Annotated in this window: 23 protein-coding genes and 1 riboswitch; of the genes, 17 read left to right on the forward strand and 6 right to left on the reverse strand. The window is 71.9% G+C overall.

The genetic code is table 11. The features are described from left to right. The first annotated feature begins 1 nt into the window (after window position 1). Window positions 2–904 carry an ROK family protein gene (locus ACIGEP_RS00425; RefSeq protein ID WP_396659660.1) on the forward strand — a complete coding sequence of 301 codons (903 nt, stop codon included), beginning with the start codon at window positions 2–4 and terminating at the stop codon, window positions 902–904. Between the two features lie 140 nt (window positions 905–1044). Here the strand turns inward: ACIGEP_RS00425 and ACIGEP_RS00430 are convergent, their stop codons facing one another. Both ACIGEP_RS00430 and ACIGEP_RS00435 read right to left on the reverse strand, forming a co-directional pair. Next, entirely contained in the window at window positions 1045–2193 is a 1149-nt protein-coding gene (locus ACIGEP_RS00430; protein ID WP_396659661.1) for an N-acetylglucosamine-6-phosphate deacetylase, read from the reverse strand. Continuing rightward, a complete protein-coding gene (locus ACIGEP_RS00435) occupies window positions 2181–3635 on the reverse strand; it encodes a family 20 glycosylhydrolase (protein ID WP_396659662.1) in 1455 nt (484 codons plus the stop codon). Before ACIGEP_RS00435 ends, ACIGEP_RS00430 begins: the two co-directional genes overlap by 13 nt. Window positions 3636–3727: 92 nt before the next feature. Beyond that, a riboswitch (ZMP/ZTP riboswitch) is annotated at window positions 3728–3811 on the forward strand. 37 nt (window positions 3812–3848) lie between these two features. Here ACIGEP_RS00435 and glyA point away from each other — a divergent pair. Together glyA and ACIGEP_RS00445 are read left to right on the forward strand one after the other, a co-directional pair. Then, complete coding sequence (gene glyA / locus ACIGEP_RS00440) at window positions 3849–5123, forward strand: serine hydroxymethyltransferase (RefSeq protein WP_396659663.1); 1275 nt, start codon at window positions 3849–3851, stop codon at window positions 5121–5123. A 124-nt stretch (window positions 5124–5247) separates the two neighbouring features. Further along, complete coding sequence (locus tag ACIGEP_RS00445) at window positions 5248–6138, forward strand: bifunctional methylenetetrahydrofolate dehydrogenase/methenyltetrahydrofolate cyclohydrolase (protein WP_396659664.1); 891 nt, start codon at window positions 5248–5250, stop codon at window positions 6136–6138. A gap of 151 nt (window positions 6139–6289) precedes the next feature. On the opposite strand, the gene ACIGEP_RS00450 is transcribed toward ACIGEP_RS00445, so the two are convergent. Genes ACIGEP_RS00450 through ACIGEP_RS00460 form a run of 3 tightly spaced genes read right to left on the reverse strand, consistent with a single transcriptional unit; the run spans window position 6290 to window position 8762 of the window. Continuing rightward, window positions 6290–7039 (reverse strand): amino acid ABC transporter ATP-binding protein, encoded by a 750-nt coding sequence (locus tag ACIGEP_RS00450; protein WP_396659665.1) that lies wholly within the window; start codon window positions 7037–7039, stop codon window positions 6290–6292. Next, on the reverse strand, window positions 7036–7881 hold the full coding sequence (locus tag ACIGEP_RS00455) for an amino acid ABC transporter permease (RefSeq protein ID WP_396659666.1): 846 nt from the start codon (window positions 7879–7881) through the stop codon (window positions 7036–7038). The genes ACIGEP_RS00450 and ACIGEP_RS00455 overlap by 4 nt, the downstream gene beginning before the upstream one ends. 20 nt (window positions 7882–7901) lie before the next feature. Then, on the reverse strand, window positions 7902–8762 hold the full coding sequence (locus tag ACIGEP_RS00460; RefSeq protein WP_396659667.1) for an ABC transporter substrate-binding protein: 861 nt from the start codon (window positions 8760–8762) through the stop codon (window positions 7902–7904). A 181-nt stretch (window positions 8763–8943) separates the two neighbouring features. On the opposite strand from ACIGEP_RS00460, the gene ACIGEP_RS00465 reads away from it, so the two are divergent. The 3 genes from ACIGEP_RS00465 to ACIGEP_RS00475 are packed head-to-tail and all read left to right on the forward strand — an operon-like array spanning window position 8944 to window position 11016. Then, the gene (locus tag ACIGEP_RS00465) at window positions 8944–9744 is read left to right on the forward strand and encodes an NAD(P)H-binding protein (protein WP_396659668.1); all 801 of its coding nucleotides are present in this window, start codon (window positions 8944–8946) and stop codon (window positions 9742–9744) included. 38 nt (window positions 9745–9782) lie between these two features. Then, the gene (locus ACIGEP_RS00470; protein WP_396659669.1) at window positions 9783–10763 is read left to right on the forward strand and encodes a squalene cyclase; all 981 of its coding nucleotides are present in this window, start codon (window positions 9783–9785) and stop codon (window positions 10761–10763) included. 10 nt (window positions 10764–10773) lie between these two features. Beyond that, window positions 10774–11016, forward strand: coding sequence for a PLDc N-terminal domain-containing protein (locus tag ACIGEP_RS00475; RefSeq protein ID WP_396659670.1), 243 nt, complete (start codon window positions 10774–10776; stop codon window positions 11014–11016). Between the two features lie 10 nt (window positions 11017–11026). Here the strand turns inward: ACIGEP_RS00475 and ACIGEP_RS00480 are convergent, their stop codons facing one another. Next, a complete protein-coding gene (locus ACIGEP_RS00480) occupies window positions 11027–12685 on the reverse strand; it encodes a thiamine pyrophosphate-binding protein (RefSeq protein ID WP_396659671.1) in 1659 nt (552 codons plus the stop codon). Between the two features lie 170 nt (window positions 12686–12855). Between ACIGEP_RS00480 and ACIGEP_RS00485 the strand changes: the two genes are divergently transcribed. The 11 genes from ACIGEP_RS00485 (at window position 12856) to ACIGEP_RS00535 (ending at window position 18428) form a co-directional block, all read left to right on the forward strand. Further along, window positions 12856–13197, forward strand: a complete 342-nt coding sequence (locus ACIGEP_RS00485) for a DUF6054 family protein (RefSeq protein WP_396659672.1) — start codon at window positions 12856–12858, stop codon at window positions 13195–13197. Window positions 13198–13203: 6 nt separating this feature from the next. Then, window positions 13204–14253 (forward strand): winged helix DNA-binding domain-containing protein, encoded by a 1050-nt coding sequence (locus tag ACIGEP_RS00490; RefSeq protein WP_396659673.1) that lies wholly within the window; start codon window positions 13204–13206, stop codon window positions 14251–14253. Between the two features lie 105 nt (window positions 14254–14358). Next, the gene (locus ACIGEP_RS00495) at window positions 14359–14910 is read left to right on the forward strand and encodes an RNA polymerase sigma factor (RefSeq protein ID WP_396659674.1); all 552 of its coding nucleotides are present in this window, start codon (window positions 14359–14361) and stop codon (window positions 14908–14910) included. Continuing rightward, window positions 14907–15488, forward strand: a complete 582-nt coding sequence (locus ACIGEP_RS00500; protein ID WP_396659675.1) for an Asp23/Gls24 family envelope stress response protein — start codon at window positions 14907–14909, stop codon at window positions 15486–15488. Before ACIGEP_RS00495 ends, ACIGEP_RS00500 begins: the two co-directional genes overlap by 4 nt. A gap of 2 nt (window positions 15489–15490) precedes the next feature. After that, on the forward strand, window positions 15491–15808 hold the full coding sequence (locus tag ACIGEP_RS00505) for a hypothetical protein (RefSeq protein WP_396659676.1): 318 nt from the start codon (window positions 15491–15493) through the stop codon (window positions 15806–15808). A gap of 139 nt (window positions 15809–15947) precedes the next feature. Then, complete coding sequence (locus tag ACIGEP_RS00510; RefSeq protein WP_396659677.1) at window positions 15948–16421, forward strand: Asp23/Gls24 family envelope stress response protein; 474 nt, start codon at window positions 15948–15950, stop codon at window positions 16419–16421. Then, window positions 16418–16606 (forward strand): DUF2273 domain-containing protein, encoded by a 189-nt coding sequence (locus ACIGEP_RS00515; protein WP_396659678.1) that lies wholly within the window; start codon window positions 16418–16420, stop codon window positions 16604–16606. Before ACIGEP_RS00510 ends, ACIGEP_RS00515 begins: the two co-directional genes overlap by 4 nt. Then, window positions 16606–17001, forward strand: coding sequence for a hypothetical protein (locus ACIGEP_RS00520; RefSeq protein ID WP_396659679.1), 396 nt, complete (start codon window positions 16606–16608; stop codon window positions 16999–17001). The genes ACIGEP_RS00515 and ACIGEP_RS00520 overlap by 1 nt, the downstream gene beginning before the upstream one ends. Continuing rightward, the gene (locus tag ACIGEP_RS00525; protein ID WP_396659680.1) at window positions 16998–17582 is read left to right on the forward strand and encodes a DUF6286 domain-containing protein; all 585 of its coding nucleotides are present in this window, start codon (window positions 16998–17000) and stop codon (window positions 17580–17582) included. Before ACIGEP_RS00520 ends, ACIGEP_RS00525 begins: the two co-directional genes overlap by 4 nt. Then, entirely contained in the window at window positions 17579–18193 is a 615-nt protein-coding gene (locus ACIGEP_RS00530) for a hypothetical protein (protein ID WP_396659681.1), read from the forward strand. The genes ACIGEP_RS00525 and ACIGEP_RS00530 overlap by 4 nt, the downstream gene beginning before the upstream one ends. Before the next feature lie 58 nt (window positions 18194–18251). Next, on the forward strand, window positions 18252–18428 hold the full coding sequence (locus ACIGEP_RS00535) for a CsbD family protein (protein WP_396659682.1): 177 nt from the start codon (window positions 18252–18254) through the stop codon (window positions 18426–18428). The last annotated feature ends 51 nt before the right edge of the window (window positions 18429–18479 follow it).

The following is an 18479-nucleotide window of genomic DNA, read 5'->3' on the forward strand; positions in this document are numbered from 1 at the left end:
CGTGCGCATCGGAGTGGATGTCGGTGGCACGAAGACCCTCGCCGTCGCGGTGGACGACGCCGGCCGTGTCGTCGCCGAGGAGCGACGGCCGACGGGATGGGGCCCCCGGGCGGTGGTGGACGGGATCGTCGCCGTCGTCGCGGCGGTCGCCGGCGGCGCCCGGCCCGCCGCGCTCGGCATCGGTGTGCCGGGTCAGATCTCGCCCGCCGGAGTCGTCCGCCATGCCCTCAACCTCGGCATCGACGTCTTCGATCTCGCCGACGCGGTGAGGAGCGGGGTCGGAGTGCTCCCGCTCATCGAGAACGACGTCCGCGCGGCCGCCGTCGGCGCGGCATCCCTCCTCCCTGCCGCCGGAGCGGTCGCCTACCTGAACCTCGGGACCGGGATCGCCGCCGGGATCGCTCGGGACGGGATGCCGTGGCGCGGCGCCCGCGGCGCGGCGGGGGAGATCGGCCACATCAGCGTGGACCCCGCCGGCCCCGCCTGTCGGTGCGGGCAGCGCGGATGCATCGAGGCGCTCGCGGGCGGAGCGGCCGTCGCCGCCCGATGGGCGAGACCCGCCGTTCTGCCGGTGGTCGACGTGTTCGACGCCGCGGATGCGGGTGATCCGCTCGCCGCCGCGCTGCGCGCGGACGTCGTGCGCGGCGTGACGGCCGCCGCCCACCTGCTCGTCCTGACCGCCGACGTCGATCTCGTCGTGCTGGGCGGCGGGGTGTCGCACCTCGGGGAGCGACTGCGTGATCCGGTGCGCACGGCGCTGGCGGCCGCGGCATCCGGCTCCGCCTTCCTCACCTCGCTGGACCTGCCCGATCGCGTCGTGCCGACGCCCCCCAGCGCGCCGGTCGGCGCGCTGGGGGCGGCACTGCTGGCGGGTGCGCCCGCGCCCGCCGTGACGGGGGTCTGAGGTCGGCTCGCGTTCCGAATTCAGTCTCGGCGGGCCGCGCATTCTCGAGACAGCCCAGATCCCGCGGCCCGCGTCGGCCCCTCGTCGGGCGGAGACTGAATACCGAACGCCCCGGGCTGCCGACGGTGGCGGATGCCGCGTCAGACCGTGCCGGTGAACACCCGCCGCACCCGCAGCTCGGCGTCGAGCAGCACCGCATCGGCGACGGCGCCGACGGCGAGCGAGCCGAGCTCGGGCCGGCCGATCGCGCGCGCCGGGGTGGAGGTGAGCGCAGCGACCGCGGCAGACAGCGGGACCCCGGCGGCGACCGCGGTGCGCAGGGCGGCGTCCTGCGTGAGCGTCGACCCGGCGATCGTGCCGTCTGCCAGGCGCGCGACGCCCGCCTCCACCGTGACGGACAGCGATCCCAGGCGGTAGGTTCCGTCGGTCGCGCCCGCGGCGGCCATCGCGTCGGTCACGAGGGCGACGCGGCCGGGTGCTGCGGCGAAGATGATGCGGATGACGTCGGGGTGCACGTGGACGCCGTCCGCGATGACCTCGATCGTCACCCGGGGGTCGCCGGTCGCGGCCCCCACGGGCCCGGGCGCACGGTGGTGCAGGCCGGGCATCGCGTTGAACGCGTGTGTCAGCACGGTGGCGCCGGCGTCGAACGCCTCACGGGTGAGATCGGCGTCGGCGGAGGTGTGCCCCACGGCGACGACCACCCCGGCCCGGGTGAGGGCCCCGATCGCCCCCGGCCCGCCGGGCAGTTCGGGGGCGAGGGTCACCTGCACGAGCGAGCCCCGGGCGGCCGTGATCAACGCGTCCACGGCGTCGGGCGTCGGCGCGATGAGAAGGTCGGGGTCGTGCGCACCGTGATGCCCCGGGTCGAGGAAGGGGCCTTCCAGGTGCGCGCCGAGGATCCCGGCATCCGCGTCGGCCAGGTCGGCGATGACACCGAGTCGTGCCTGCAGATCCGCCAGCGATCCGGCGACGAGGGAGAGGACGGCGCGGGTCGTGCCGTGCGCGAGGTGCAGGGCGCGGGATGCCCGGATCGCGTCGGCGCCCTCTTCGTGCGCCCGTCCGCCGCCGCCGTGCCCGTGCAGATCGACGAAGCCGGGCGTCAGCAGAGCGCCCTCGCCGGCGATCTCCTCGGCGTCGACGACCTCGTCCGCACCGAGCGCGCGCCAGGCGTCGCCCGTACCTCGCGCGGTGACGCGACCCCCCTCGGCGCGGATCCATGCGCCCGGCGTTTCGGTGCCGCCGTCGACGAGCCGCGCTGAGTGGATGATGCGGCTCACGTCGTCCACGGCACCTCCTCGAGAGCGGGGAAGTGGATGTCGAGGTTCGTCCACAGCGGTCCGAGCCCCCCGACGCGGCCGCGGAACGACTCCCACGACCGCTCGGCTCCGGTCGCGGGCGACCAGGCGATCTCGGCCGCGGCGGCGATGCGCGGGAAGGCGAGAGCGTCGATGTCGTCGAGGGTCGCGACGGTCTCGGTCCACAGCGGCGCCTCGACACCGAGGATCGCCTCCTCGCCGACACCGTCGACCACCTCCGTCGGCTCCCAGCCGTACGCACGGGCGAGGCTGGTCGGACCGTTCGCCCAGGTGAGCCCGAGGGCGGAGTCGGCCGTCGGCTTCATGTCGAGGTAGATCGCGTCCGCGGGCGACAGGATCAGCCGGCCGCCGCGCTCGGCGAACGCGCGCGCGTGGCGGGCCGCGGCATCCGTCGGCGAGACGAAGCCCCAGAACTGGCCGACCGTGCCGGGGGCGAGGCCCGACGCGGCGCCCGCTTCGTGCCACGCGACGGGGGTCTTGCCGAGACCCGCGATGACGGCGCTCGCCTGCGCGACGAAGCGGGCGAAGTCCTCGGGGTCGGTGCCCAGCGACTCGTCCCCGCCGAAGTGCAGCCACGGACCCGGGGTGAGGTCCGCCAGTTCGGTGAAGACGTCGCGGACGAAGGCATCCGTCGCTTCGTCGCCGATGCGCAGGGAGGAGAACCCGACGCCGATCCCCGTATACGGTTCACCGGCGACGGGGATCGAGCCCTCCGTGATGACCTCGACGACCGGCGCCGCGGCGATCTCGGGATAAGCCAACCCGACGGCGTGCGTGTGGCCGGGCATGTCGAACTCGGGCACGACCGTCATGTGACGGGATGCCGCGTAGGCGACGATCTGGCGGTAGTCGTCCTGCGTGTAGAAGCCACCGGCCGCGCCGCCGACGGCGGTCGCCGACGCTGTCGCGGTGAGCTCGGGGCGCGAGCGCAGCTCGAGACGCCAGCCCTGGTCGTCAGACAGGTGCAGGTGCAGGACGTTGAGCTTGAGGCATGCCGCCCGGTCGATGTACGCCCGTACGGTGGCGACGTCGTGGAAGTGGCGTGCGACGTCGAGCATCACTCCGCGATAGGCGAACCGCGGAGCGTCGACGGCGCGCACCGCCGGGACGACCCAGGAGTCGCCCTCGCGGCGGATGAGCTGGCCGAGCGTCTGCACGCCGTAGAAGAGACCGGCGGCATCCGCACCCGTGATCCGGATGCCGGTGGCCGACACGTCCAGCCGGTACGACTCCGCGGCGCCCGAGCCGTCGACGGTCAGCGCGATGTCGTCGCCCGCTCCGAGCTCGGCGCCGGTGCGCGTCCGAACGAGCGCGCGCAGCTGCCCGGCGGCATCCGGATCGCCCGTCACCGTCGCGCCGCTCAGCGCGAAGGGCGCGTCGCCGGTCAGCGCGACGTCGATGGGAAAGGGCACGAGGGGGAGGGGGAGCAACCGCCACCACCGTTCTGTAAGGCGTCCTAACAAAACCGATCGGGCCAGCCTATCAGCGGCGGCATCCGTTATGCTCGCAGTGTCGCGACTGGCGTTGAGGTGGGCTACCACCGGGGAGCGATTGACACGGCATTCGACCGCGCGCCTGGGCCGATGCGAGATTACCCATCCCGAAAGCCGTCGTCAGGAGATCGCATGACCGATTCGCTGTTCAACGCCCCGCTGTCCGAGGTCGACCCCGAGATCGCCGATGTGCTCGAGCGGGAGCTCGACCGTCAGCGCGGGTTCCTCGAGATGATCGCCTCCGAGAACTTCGTGCCCGTCTCGGTGCTGCAGTCGCAGGGCTCCGTACTCACCAACAAGTACGCCGAGGGTTACCCCGGTCGCCGGTACTACGGCGGCTGCGAGGTCGTCGACGTCGCCGAGGAGCTCGCCATCGAGCGCGCCAAGGCTCTATTCGGCGCGGAGTTCGCCAACGTCCAGCCCCACTCGGGCGCGTCCGCCAACGCGGCGGTGCTGCACGCCATCGCCCGCCCGGGCGACACGCTGCTCGGTCTGTCGCTCGACCACGGCGGTCACCTCACGCACGGCATGAAGATCAACTTCTCGGGCCGTCTCTACAACATCGTGGCGTACGGCGTCGACGCCGAGACCTCGCTCGTCGACATGGACGAGGTCCGTCGCCTCGCGCTCGAGCACAAGCCGAAGGTCATCATCGCCGGCTGGTCGGCCTACCCCCGTCAGCTCGACTTCGCCGCCTTCCGCGCGATCGCCGACGAGGTCGGCGCGCTCCTGTGGGTCGACATGGCGCACTTCGCCGGTCTCGTCGCCGCGGGCCTGCACCCCTCCCCGGTGCCGCACGCGCACGTGGTCAGCTCGACGGTGCACAAGACGATCGGCGGCCCCCGCTCGGGCTTCATCCTCACCAACGACGCCGACATTGCCAAGAAGATCAACTCGGCCGTCTTCCCGGGTCAGCAGGGCGGCCCGCTCATGCACGTGATCGCCGCCAAGGCGACGGCGTTCAAGCTCGCGGCATCCGAGGCGTTCAAGGAGCGCCAGCAGCGCACCGTCTCGGGCGCGGCGATCCTCGCCGACCGGCTCTCGCAGCAGGACGTGAAGGATGCCGGCATCTCGGTGCGCTCCGGCGGTACCGACGTGCACCTGGTGCTCGTCGACCTGCGCGACGCGGCGATCGACGGCAAGCAGGCCGAGGACCTGCTGCACGAGATCCGGATCACGGTGAACCGCAACGCGGTGCCGAACGACCCGCGTCCGCCGATGGTCACCTCCGGCCTGCGCATCGGTACGCCCGCGCTCGCGACCCGCGGCTTCGGCGACGCCGAGTTCACCGAGGTCGCCGACGTCATCGCGCTGGCGCTGCAGCCCGGCGCCGATCTCGAAGCGCTGCGCGAGCGCGTCGCGACCCTCGCCGACGCCTTCCCGCTGTACCCCGGCCTCCAGCAATGAGCCGCGGCATCCGCCCCCTCCTCCGGCCGCGAGACTGCACGCACGCGACGAGACAGCGGTCTGGGACCGCAGTCTCGTGCTCGCGGTGCAGTCTCGCGGTCGAGGGGCGACGACAGGAGACATCGTGACCGCACAGATCCTCGACGGCAAGGCGGCGTCGGCCGCGATCAAGACCGAGCTCGCCGAGCGGGTGGCCGTGCTCAAGGAGCACGGTGTGACGCCCGGCATCGCCACCGTGCTCGTGGGGGCCGACCCGGCATCCCAGCTCTACGTCGGGATGAAGCACCGGCAGTCCGAGGCGATCGGCATGAACTCGATCCAGCGCGAGCTCCCCGCGGATGCCACGCAGGAGCAGGTCGAAGCACTCATCGACGAGCTGAACGCCGACCCGGCGTGTCACGGCTACATCGTGCAGCTGCCGTTGCCGAAGCAACTCGACACCGACCGCATCCTCGAGCGGATCGATCCCGAGAAGGATGCCGACGGCCTGCACCCGACGAACCTCGGTCGCCTGGTGCTCAACGTCAACACGCCGATCACCTCGCCCCTGCCATGTACACCGCGCGGCGTCATCGAGCTGCTGCTGCGCAACGGTTACGACCTGGCGGGCAAGCACGTCGTCGTCGTCGGCCGGGGCGTCACGATCGGCCGCTCGATCGGCCTGCTGCTGACCCGCCGCGAGTACAACGCGACCGTGACGCTCACCCACACCGGGACGACCGACCTCGGCGCGCACCTGCGCCAGGCCGACGTCATCGTCGCCGCCGCGGGCGTGAAGCACATCGTCACGGCTGAGCACGTCAAGCCCGGCGCCGCGGTGCTCGACGTGGGCGTCACCCGCGAGGACGACCCCGAGACTGGCAAGAGCCGCGTCTACGGCGACGTGCACCCGGACGTCGCGGAGGTCGCCGGCTGGCTCTCGCCCAATCCCGGCGGCGTCGGTCCCATGACCGTCGCGCTGCTGATGACGAATGTCGTCGAGGTCGCCGAGCGCGCGGCGGGTCTGCGGGACTGAGCCCGCGCCGCGCGCTCGCGGATGCAACAGATCGTCGGCGACACGCCGGTGAGGCACGGGTGGATGCCGGGTGTCGCCCGGCATCCATTGCATCCGCGAACGCGGCATCCGCCTGCGCGGCATCCGCGCACGCCGCGCCCGAGCGCGGACGTCAGGCGGTGAAGCGCGCGAGGAACGCGCGGGTGCGCTCCTCGCGCGGATGCCGCAGCACGGCCGACGGCGGACCCTGCTCGACGATCGTGCCGGCGTCGAGGAACACGACATGGTCGGCGACATCGCGTGCGAACGCCATCTCGTGCGTCGCCATGAGGATCGTCGCGCCCTCCGAGGCCAGGTCGCGGACGAGCCCGAGCACCTCGCCGACGAGCTCCGGGTCGAGGGCCGAGGTGATCTCGTCGAGGAGCAGCACCTCGGGATCGGTGGCGATCGCACGCGCGATGGCGACACGCTGCTGCTGACCGCCCGAGAGGCGATCGGGGTGGTCCTTCGCCTTGTCGGCGAGTCCGACCCGGGCCAGCAGCTCGCGGGCGCGGGCCTCGGCCTCGCGTCGCGGCATCCGATGGACGACGCGGGAGGCGAGAGTGACGTTGTCGAGCACGGACAGGTGCGGGAAGAGGTTGAAGCTCTGGAAGACCGCCCCCAGCCGTGCGCGGACGCGGTTGCCGTCGACCCGCGGGTCGGAGATGTCCTCGTCGCCGAGGAAGATCTGCCCGTCATCGATCGGTTCGAGCAGGCCCAGGCATCGCAGCAGGGTCGACTTGCCCGAACCGCTCGCGCCGATGAGGGCGACGACCTCGTGCGCGGCGAGCGAGACGTCGACCCCTCGCAGCACGTCGCGGTCGCCGAAGGATTTGTGGATGCCGGTGGCCCGCAGCACCGCCGGGCCGGCCGTGCCCGTCACAGCACCGATCCCGTCTGCTCGCGCTCGCGGAGCCTCGCCGTGTACCAGTCGGTGAGCCGGATGGTGGGGATCGCGAGCAGGATGAAGAGGATGCCGGCGACGACGTACGGCGTGAAGTTGTAGGTCGTGGCGACCACGCCCTTGGCGCGCGCGAGCGCGTCGAGGCCCGCGATGACCGAGATGAGCCCGACGTCCTTCTGCATGGAGACGAAGTCGTTCATGAGCGCCGGCGTCATCTTGCGCAGCGCTTGTGGCAACACGACCCGTCGGAGCGACTGCACGTGGCTGAGGCCCAGGGCGCGGGCGGCGAGGCGCTGCGACGGGTGGACGGACTCGATGCCCGCGCGGATCACCTCGGCGACGTACGACGAGTAGGTGAGCGTGACCGCGAGAACGCCGAGGAACAGCTCGTCGATCCGCTCACCCACGACCGTCGGCAACCCGAACCCGACGAGGTAGAGGACGATGATGAACGGCAGGCCGCGGAACAGGTCGGTGTAGCCGGCCGCCAGCATCCTGACCGGGAAGAACACCGGACCGCGGAGCGTCCGCAACAGCGCGATCAGCATCGCGACACCGCCGACCGTGAAGACCGAGATGCCGAGCACGGTGAGGTTGAGCAGGAAGCCCTCCCACACGACAGGCAGCGCCTGCAGGGCGACGGCCGGGTCGAAGAAGCTCCGCTGGACTTTCGACCAGCCCTCGGTGTTGATCACGGTCGCCCACACGACGACGGCGAAGACGAGGGTCGACGCGATGGCGATCAGCACGGATCGCCGCTCGCGGCCGCGCCGGTAGGCGCGACGGTCGAGCTCGAGCTCGCTCGGGATGCGGGTGGTCACGGATCGACGCTAGCGCGCCCTCACTGGAGCTCGGTGACGCCCTCGGTCAGACCCGAGAGCCACTTCTCCTCGAGGTCGGCCAGCGTGCCGTCCTCGCGGAGCTCGTCGACGGCGGCACTGACGGACGGCGTCAGCGGCGAGTCCTTCGCGAGCAGCAGCCCCCACTGGTCCTCGATGCCCGACTTGGGCAGCTCGCCCACGAAGAACGAGTTCTCGATGTAGAAGTTGACCGCGACGTAGGCGGTCGGGGTGTCGAGGACGACGGCGTCGACCTGGCCGGCGCTGAGGGCGGCGGTCGCGTCCTCGTTCGAGTTGTAGAGCTTCGGCTCGAGCCCCAGGTCGAGCGCGTCGAGCGTGAGGGCGCTCGTCGAGTTCGCCATCGCACCGATCGTGATGTCCTTCAGACCCTCGAGATCGGTGACGCCGTCGGCCTTGCCGCCCTTGAGCGCGATGAGGGACTGGCTGGCGGCGTAGTAGGGCGACGAGAAGTCGACGCCCTGCTTGCGCTCGTCGGTGATCGTGTACTGCTGGATGTTGAAGTCGAAGCTCTTCGGGCCCGGCGCGATGGCCGCGTCGAAGCTCGTGCGCACCCACTCGACGTCGTCCTTCGCGAAGCCGAGCTTGTCGGCGACGGCGTACGCGACGGCGGCTTCGAAGCCTTCGCCCGACTCGGGGTCATCGTCGATGACGTACGGCTCGTAGGCGGTCTCGCCGGTCGCGATCGTGAGCGTGCCGGGGGTGACGTAGTCGTCGGGGGAGGGTCCGGCATCAGACGACGACGACGCACTCGGGGCGGCGCTGGTCGCGCAGCCTCCGAGGAGCAGAGCGAGCGCGGCAGCGGACGCGGCGAGTGCGGTGCGCAGGGCGGGACGACGGGACATGAGGGCCTCCGGAGGCGCCGAGCGGGCTCGGTCGAGGGGGTTCGGGTGGCGTCCCGCGCGCGTGCGGTCGGGTGCCGACCCTCATTCTCGCGCGACGACGGATGCCGCGGGTGCCGGAGCGTCGCTTTGTTACACGCCCGTCATCGTGACCGGGCGATCGCGCGGTTGAGAGGATGGGGGCATGGTCCCCACCCGCACCCTCATCGTCGGCTCCGGTCGGATCGGCACGCGCGTCGCGGACGCGCTGCGCCGCGCGGGCGGCGAGGTGTGGACGCTCCGGCGTTCCGCGGCATCCGAGCCCGATGATCACCACCTCGCGGCGGACCTCTCCCGCCCGCTGAGCAGCCCGCTCCCCGCCGTGGACGCGGTCGTCGTGACGCTGCCGCCTGGCGAGGACGAGGGCTTCCTCGCTGCCGCCGCGGCACACGTCGCAGCAGCATTGCCTGGCCCGCCTTCCCGGACGGTGTGGGTCTCGTCGACGCGCGTGCTGGAGGGGTACGGCGATGAGCGACCGCTGACCGAGGCAGACGAACCGCGCCCCGTGAGCGCGCGTGCGCAGCAGTTGGTCGACGGCGAGGTGCGCGCAGTCAAGCTGCTGGACGCGGTGGTCCTGCGTCCGGCGGGCATCTACGGACCCGGCCGCGACCGGCTCATCCGGCAGGTGCGGACGGGCACCCCCGTCGACCACGACCGCCGGACGAACCGCATCCACGAGACCGACGTCGTCCGCACGATCCTCGCCCTGCTCGAGGCCGACGCTCCGCCGCGCGTGCTTCACGGGGTGGACGAGCGCCCCGCGACCCTCGGAGAGGTCGTGACCTTCCTCGCCGCTCGACTCGGTGTGCCGGTGCCGCCGCACGGAGAGCCCGGCGACCGGCGTGGGACTGTGCTGGACGGCTCGGTGCTGCGATCGGTGGTCGGCGAGCTCGCCTTCCCGACGTTCGAGGACGGCTACGGCGAGATGCTCACGGCGTCGGCCTGATCCTGGCGGATGTCGGCGGCCGGGGGGAGGATGACGGCATGACGGTCGAACCCCGGATCCTGGACTGGCTGCGCGACTCGGACCCCTCGCTGCGATGGCAGGTCGAGCGCGACCTGGAAGGCGAGCCCGAAGAGGTCTGGCAGGCCACGCGCTCCCGCGTCGCGGCGGAGGGTTTCGGCGCCGCGCTCCTCGCGCAGCAGGGCGACGACGGGCAGTGGGAGGGGGGCGCGTACTTCCCCGCGGGCTTCTTCGGCAGCCCGGAGTCCGAGATGCCCGGTCAGCCGTGGACGGCGACGACCTGGACGCTGAAGGACCTGCGCGAGTGGGGGGTCCCGGCATCCGTCCTGGGGGACACGGCCGCACGCCTCGACCGCAACAGTCGCTGGGAGTACGACGACCTGCCCTACTGGGGCGGCGAGGTCGACGTCTGCATCAACGCGTTCACGCTGGGGACCGGGGCATGGGTGGGAGCCGACGTCTCTCGGCTCGCTCAGTGGTTCCCGGAGCACCAGCTCGCCGACGGCGGATGGAACTGCGAGGCCGAGGAGGGCGACTCGGTGCGCTCGTCGTTCCACTCCACGCTCAACGTCGTGCGGGGCATGCTCGCGTACGAGCAGTTCACGGGCGACACCGCCCTGCGCGAGAGCCGCCGGCGCGGGCAGGAGTACCTGCTCGCACGCCGGCTCGCGTACCGCCTCTCGACCGGCGAGCAGGTGGGGCCGTTCGTGACGCAGTTCGTCTACCCGAACCGGCACCGCTACAGCGCGCTCGCCGCCCTCGACCACTTCCGCGAGGCCTCCCTGCACGACGGCACCCCGCCCGACGAGCGGCTCGCGGACGCCGTCGAGATGGTGCGCGCCGCGCAGCAGCCGGACGGAACCTGGCATCAGGGCCGCGTGCTCGAGGGCCGGCGCTGGTTCGACCTCGACGCCCCCGAGGGGCAGCCGTCGCGCTGGCTCACCTTCCTCGCCCTGCGCGTGCTGCAGTGGTGGGATGCCGCCGCGCACACGGTTCGGTAGGTTCGACGGCGTGACCGCCAATCCCCTCCTCCCGTCCGGCTACGACATCGTCTGGTCCGTCGTCACGGTCGTCGTGGTCGGGCTCGCGATCGTCGCGCTCGTCTCGTTGGCGCGCTCGGCGCGCGGCCTGACCTCGCTCCAGGCGCTGCTGTGGGTGGTCGTCGTGCTGTTCGTCCCGGTCCTCGGTCCGCTCGGATGGCTCGCCGTCGGGCGCCGCGCCCGTCCCACCGGTCCGGTCACGCCCCACCGCTGAGCGGCGCGCGTCAGCGCCGCAGGTTCACCTGCAGGATCTCCTCCTGATACGGGGCGCGGACCGCCCCCGAGATGCGCAGGTCGAGCAGGAGGAACGGGCGGTCCTCCGCCGGACGCTCCCGCCAGCGCGCGAGCGCGTCGAGGTCCTCGAGCGTCCGCACGACGACGCCCTCGGCACCGACGGCGCGGGCGAGGCCGGCGAAGTCGACCTCGGGGATCTCCATGGGACCGCGCGCGAGCCCCATGACGCCGTAGAGGTGCACTTCGGCGCCGTACGCGCCGTCGTTCCACACGATCGCGAGCCCGCGCCCGCGCGCGACCCGCACGGCGGATTCGAGGTCGGCGATCGCCATGAGACCCCCGCCGTCGCCCGTCGTGAGGACGATCGTGGACTCGGGCCGCGCCATCGCGGCGCCGGGGACCGACGGGAAGCCGAGTCCGATCGACTGGTAGGCGGTGCCGACCATCATCATCCGGTCGGGTGAGGCGACCGTCCAGAACATGTTCGCCCACCCGATGAAATGCCCGCCGTCCGACACCACGACGCGGTCCTCCGGCAGCAGCTCCGCGATCGCCGCTGCGGCGCTGCGCGGGTCGAGCCGCCCGTCCGCAGCCGTCCCGTCGCCCGCGTCATGATCCCGCAGCGCTGCGACGTCCACCCGGTCGCGCCAGCGCGAGGATGATCCGCCCAGCCGCTCGAGCTCGTCGGCGATCGCACGGGCGGCGAGCGCGGCATCCGCACGCAGATACCGTCCGACCTGCGGGTGAGTGGCCGCCGGGGCGACGTCGACCTGCACGATCGTCGCGTCGGGGGAGAAGAGCCCGCCGAACCGCATCGTGAACTGGTTGAGCGAGGCGCCGAAGACGACCGCCACATCCGCGTCACGGATCGTCGCCATGGCCGCCTCAGCGCCGAAGCCTCCCGTGACCCCGAGGTCGAACTGCGGTCGCGGGAAGATCCCCCGGCCGAGGGCGGTGGATGCCGTCAGCGCACCGGACGCGTCGGCGAGACGTCCGAGTTCGTCGCCCGCACCCGCGGTCCAGGCACCCCGGCCGGCGAGGAGCAGCGGGCGCTCCGCCGCCGCCAGCGCTCGGGCGATGGCCCGGACGGTCGCCTCGGCGTGCGGCCCCGAGGGCGCGAGCGGCGCGGGCAGCACCGGATCCGGCGTCGCCGGGATCCCGCCCGCGTCGCGGCCGCCGACGTCGTAGGGGATCGCGAGCACGACGGGGATGCGGAACGAGAGTGCGTGCTCGATGGCGATGACCGTGGTGGCCGCGGCATCCGTCCTCCCGACCGTATAGGTGCGCACGCCCACAGCTGACGCGAGCGAGAGCTGGTCGACGTCCCACGGCCGCGGACCCGAAGTCGGTTCGTCGCCGACGACGAGCACGAGCGGCGCACGGGCCTGGGCGGCCTCGGCGAGGGCGGTCAGGGTGTTCGTGAAACCGGCGCCGTAGGTCGCGGTGGCAGCAGCGAGCCCGCCCCCGGCCCGGTGATGGGCGTCAGCGGCGACGACGCCGCCCGCCTCGTGACGGACAGCGGTGAAAGTGACGTCGTCGCGACGCTCGAGAGCGTCCAGGACGAGGGCGTTTCCGTTGCCCATCACCCCGAACACGTGGTCGATGTGGGCGGCGAGGGCGGAGGCGACGTGGGCGGCGACGGTGGGCATGGGAACTCCTGGAGACGATGACGACGGATGCCGTATATGTCTCGCTCCCCGCCGCGTCGCGGGTGGCTGCGTGCCCCTTTTCCGAGCACCAGGGCCTGTCGCGGTCCTGGACGGCACTCAGTGTAATCACGAGGCGTGCGCCGCGCACGCCCCCGTGTCACACTGCGGACATGCTGCAGACGATGACGATCAGCCTCACGCCCTTCGACGCGGCACGGATCGTCCTCGACCACGTGCAGTCGTCGGGGATGACCGTCGAATGCGTCGGGCAGCACGCGACGGCGACCGAGGCGGGGCATCAGATGACGCTGCTGATCTTCGAGAAGTACTACATGCGCACCAGCAGTCGGGCATCGCTGACCGTCGCGATCGAGAACCTCGCCGGCCCGACGGTCGCGGTCTTCCGCGGCTCCGGCGGGGGAGAGGGGGCGCTGTTCCGCTTCGACTGGGGCGCGAGCGCCGACTTCGCATCGAGCGTGATCGACGCGCTCCAGCCGTACGAGACGGCCTGACAGCCGATGTCGGAGCCCACTGAGGTCGCGACGGTTCGGGCGCACCGACTCCGGTCGCACCTGCTCGCCTCGCCCGCCCCCGACGTCGGCGCGGTGGTGCGGCATCTCCACGCCGTGCAGGCGCAGGACTTCGGTGCGGGGCGCTGGGCTCTCGGCATCCGTACTGCCGGCGACCTCACCGTCGATGACGTCGACCGGGCATTCGACGACGGCGAGATCGTCCGCGCCTGGACCCAGCGCGGCACGCTGCACGCCGTCGCCCCGTCGTCGGTTCCCGGCATCCTCGCCGTCACCGGCGAGCGTCAACTGCGTGCCCTCGGCGCAGACGCCGGCCTCGTCGAGCGGGCCGAGCGCGTCTTCCGGGACGCGGTGGCGACCGGGGGGCGGGCGACCCGGGCGGAGTTCTCGTCCGCGCTCGAGCGTGAGGGCGTCACCGGCTCGGCGAGGCAGGCGAACGGCGTCCTGCTCGCCCTGTCCTTCCGCGGTGTGCTGGCGCTCGGGCCCGTCGTGCCCCGCGAGGACGGCGTCACGCGCGAGCAGTACCTCGTGCCGCTCCCCGGCGGCGGCCCGGTGGGCGAGGACCCGGGCGTCGACCTGCTCCTCGCCTATCTGCGTGGGCACGCGCCGGCGTCGTCGGCCGACTTCGCCTGGTGGGCCGGGATCCCCGCGGGCGCTGCCCGCGCCGTCGTCGAGCGAGCCGGCGACAGGGTCGCCTCCGTCGGTGACGGGCTCCTCGTCGACCGGGAGGATGCCGCGGAGCCGGACTCCTCACACGCTGCAGGAACCCTCGCACTTCCCGCGTTCGACGAATACACGCTGGCCTACGCCGATCGCTCGGTCGCACTGGGCGCCGGGGACCGGGTGAGCGTCGGTCCCACGGCCAACGGCATGATGCGCGCCGTCGTCCTGCGCGGCGGCGTCGCCGTCGGAACCTGGCGGCTCTCGCTGGCGAAGGGGTCCACCGGCGAGGCGGACGCGCTGCTCTTCCCCGGAGAGACGAACAGCGGAGTAGACCTGGCACTCGCCAGGGTGCGGCGCTTCTTCGGATTCGCCTAGCGAGTCGCGGGGTGCTGCGCAAGGCGTTCTCGGCAGGAGAACCGCGCGATTACCTTCTCCTCGACACGGTCTCACCCGAAGAGGCCGCACGGGAGGGAGAGCATCGTGATCTCTCCGCTGCGCGATGTCGCCGACCGGATCCTCGTCCAGCGAGCCGTCGACGGTGACACCGCCGCTTTCGGTGAGATCGTGCGGCGGCATTCCTCCCTCGTCCGGGCGTACGTGTACCGCATCGTGAAGTCCGTCGCCGACACCGACGACGTCGTCCAGGACGCCTTCGTGACGGCCTGGAAGCAGCTCCCCACCCTCCGCGACCCGTCGGCGGTGAAGTCCTGGCTGATGCGGATCGCGGGACGCGAAGCGCTGGCGCTTGCCACGCGCAAGTCGCGAGAGGATGCTCTTGACGAGGCGACCTTGCCGCCGTCGTCAGCAGCCCTCCCCGAGCGCGCCGCGATCCAGAACGACCGCCTTGCCGCCCTGTCGCGTGCGCTGGATCGACTCAAAGAGGATCAACGGAGATGCTGGTTGCTCCGAGAAGTGGCTGAGCTCAGCTACGCCGAGATCGCAGAAGAGATGAACATGACCGACAGCACCGTCCGAGGACTGCTCGCACGTGCGCGGGCGAGCATCGCGATCGAGATGGAGGGGTGGCGATGAGGCCCGACGACGCCTCGACCCCCGACTGCGGGCGCACCATCGACGAACTCAGCAGCTACGTCGAAGCCGGCCGCACGCCGCGCGACCCGCACATCGAGTCGTGCCCCGACTGCCTCAACGCCGTCGAAGCGCTCGAGCGGGTGGGACAGCTCTCGCGCGACCTCGTCGCCGACGACGCCGAACGGATGCCGCGGCCTCCGGAGAGCTGGTTCGAAGGCATCCTCTCGGTCATCCACTCCGAGCTGCGCGCAGGCCGGAGCTTCCCGATCCACCACCCCGATCCGCGTGTGACGATCACCGTCACCGAGGGCGCCGTGCGTTCACTGGTGCGCTCGAGTGCGGACTCGCTCGACGGGATCTACCTGGGACGCACCGAGATCATCGGCGATGCCGAGACGCCGGGCGCCCCGGTGCGCATCGACCTGACCGCGTCGGTGGCCTGGGGTCGGTCGATCCCCGAGCTGACCTCCGCGCTCCGCGACCTCGTCTACCGCGTCCTCGCCGAGCACACCGAACTCAACGTCACCGCTGTCAACGTCGCCGTCGAGGAACTGCACGGCACAGAAGGGGAGGAGTGAGCATGTCCGAGCCGCTCTCCGACGACCAGCCCGACCTCGTCGCCCGCGTCCGGGCCGTGGACGGTGTGACCGACGTCTACTCGCCACGATCGGCCATCGGTCGCATCCCCGGCCTCATCGCCGCGGCTGCCGGCAAGGCCGACGACCGGATGGCGGAGGTCGCGGTCACCGTCCGCGACGGCGTGCCGCTGGTCGCCGCCCGGATCGCGACCGCCTCCCTGGACAGCACTCCCGACGCCGCCCGGCGCGTGGCCGACGCGCTGCTGGCGAACACGCCCGACGACGCACGCATCAGCATCCAGATCGCCCGGATCCACTGACCTCAGAACCCCCTCGAAGATTCTCCGAACTTTTTTGTGACGAATCCGGACGCCCGGCCCTCTTATCTGTGAGGCCGACAACAGCGGCCCACGACGCACCGACAGGGCGTCGCCAGATCGTTTGAGAAAGAGGAGAATCATGGCCACCGAGACCCCCAAGACCACCGCTCCCGTCACCCCGGGCGCCGGTCGCGTGGACCGCACGACGCCCGCCGTCGACGAGACCTCGTCCGCCACGAACGGCACCACGGTCATCGCCGACGGTGTCGTGGCCAAGGTCGCCGGCATCGCGGCCCGTGAGATCCCCGGCGTGCACGCGCTGGGTGGCGGCGGAGCCCGCGCCCTCGGCGCCATCCGCAACGCCATCAACGCCACCGACCTCGGTCAGGGGGTGAAGGTCGAGGTCGGCGAGACCCAGGCCGCTGTCGACCTCACCATCGTCGTGGAGTACCCCACTCCCGTCCACCAGGTCGCCGCGCAGGTGCGTGACGCCGTCGCCGGCGCCATCACCCGCCTCGTCGGGCTCGAGGTCGTCGAGGTCAACGTGACCGTCGACGACGTCCACATCCCGGGTGACGAGGACGACGAGGCCGAGGAGTCGCGCGTCTCATGAGTGCCACGATGAAGGGCGCCCTCCTCGGCGCCGTGCTCGCCGTCGCCGCTCTCGTCTTCGGGTTCTGGGGCTTCCTGCTCGTGAGCCTGTTCATGGCGATCGGTGCCGTGATCGGACGCGTTGTGTCCGGCCAGCTCGATCTGCGGGCCGTGACCGACGCCTTCACGGGACGGCGTACGTCCTGATGCGTATCGACACCGACGGAACCGCGGTCGGCGGGTCCTCGCGACCCGCCGCCGTGGAGCCCGGCGTCGCCGGCCGTACGGATGTCGCCGAGCGAGTGCTCGTCGGCATCGCGCGGGCGGTGTCCGCCGATGTCATCGGCGTCCCGCGGGGCAAGGTTTCCGTGGGTGTCGCCGATCGACGGGACGGCATGGCTGTGAAGATCTCGAGCCCCCTGCCGGTCCCCGACCTCGATGATCTCGAGGCGGTGCGCGGCACCGTCCCCGTCCTCGAGCGCGCCGCGCGGATGCAGGAGCAGCTGCGCGACCGATTGACCCACCTTCTCGGACGCGATGTCGCCCGAGTCGACATCACTGTGACAGGTGCCCTGACACCGGAAAGGAAGCGTGTGCGATGACCACTCCCGTGCTGCGTCGCGTCGTGCGCCGCGAGACCCACTCGCCTCGCAGCGTCGCCTTCGCACTCGTCCTCCTGCTGGCCGTCCTGGCGTGCCTCTACGTCGCTGTCGAACTCATCCTCGCGCTCGCCGCGCTGCCGTCCCTGCTGGTGCGGCCCATGGCCGCGCTGGAGTGGGTCGCCGGGCTGCCGACCGATGTCCCCGTCGCCGCCGCGGTGGCGGGCGGGCTCGTCGTCGCCGCGCTCGGTGTGTGGCTCCTCGTCCTCGCCCTCGCGCCGGGACGACTGTCCAAGCACGAAGTGGATGCCGGAGGCCGTGCCGCGGTCGTTGACAACGGTGTGCTCGCGTCATCGCTCGCCCAGCGGGTGAGCGACGAGACCGGTCTCGGTCGCGACCGTGTGACGGTCGGCGTGGCCCACCGGAGCATCGACGTCACCGTCCGGCCGGGAGCCGGCATCCCGATCGACAAGGGTCAGGTCGAGGCTGTCGCCGCGGCGGAAGTCGCCGCGCTGAAGCTCGTTCGTCCCGTCCGCACCCGCGTTCGCATCGAGCGCTCCGACGAAGAGGAGAAGTCGGCATGAACGACACCAATCGTGCGCTGAATCGCACCCTGCTCTTCCTGTTCGGTCTGGTGCTCGTCGTCGCCGGAGGGGCCGCCGCCACCGCCGCCGCGGTCCCCGCCGTGGGCGAGACCTGGACCTCGTCCGGCTCCACCGTGATCGACGCGCTCCGGTCGGCGAGCGATGCCACCGCGATCGGCGGGACGACCCTCAGCTGGGCCGTCATCGGCGCGACCGCGGTCGCCCTCATCGTCGCGGTGGTCCTCATCGCCGCGATGACGACGCTCGTCAGCCGGCGCTCCAAGACGGTACTCCGCTCGAGCGGATCGCAGAACCCGCTTGGTCGGGTGACGGTCACCGAGTCGTTCGCCGCTGACGCGGTGAAGAACTCAATGAGCCGCCAGGATGACGTGGTCGCCGCGTCGGTCACCGCGCACAGCGTCAAGGACGAGCCGGTGCTCCACGTGAGCGTCACCGCCCGTCAGGGTGCCGACCCTCGCCGGATCGTCGATCACGTCGACCGCCTCGTCGACGGCCTCGCGGCAGTGACGGGCACCGACACCCCTGCTTTCGTCTCCGTCCACGGCGGTCTGCGCAGCAGGCTCGCCTCGGACGCTCCCCGGGTCAGCTGACCCACCGACACCTCGAACCAGGCACCGGTTCACCCACCCACACAGAAAGGAGACCCTCATGGGACTCGACGACAAGATCAAGAACGCCGCTCAGGACATCGCCGGCAAGGCGAAGGAAGCGATCGGCAAGGCCACCGACAACGACAAGCTCGTTGCGGAGGGCAAGGCCGACCAGACGAAGGCCGACGCCAGGAAGGCCGGAGAGAACGTGAAGGACGCCTTCAAGAAGGACTGACCTTCACTCATCTCGCGCGATTCGGGCAGCGCGAGACGGCGGGGAGCACGT

Origin of the sequence: Microbacterium sp. NPDC077663 (assembly GCF_044542795.1) — a bacterium.
Lineage (GTDB): Bacteria > Actinomycetota > Actinomycetes > Actinomycetales > Microbacteriaceae > Microbacterium.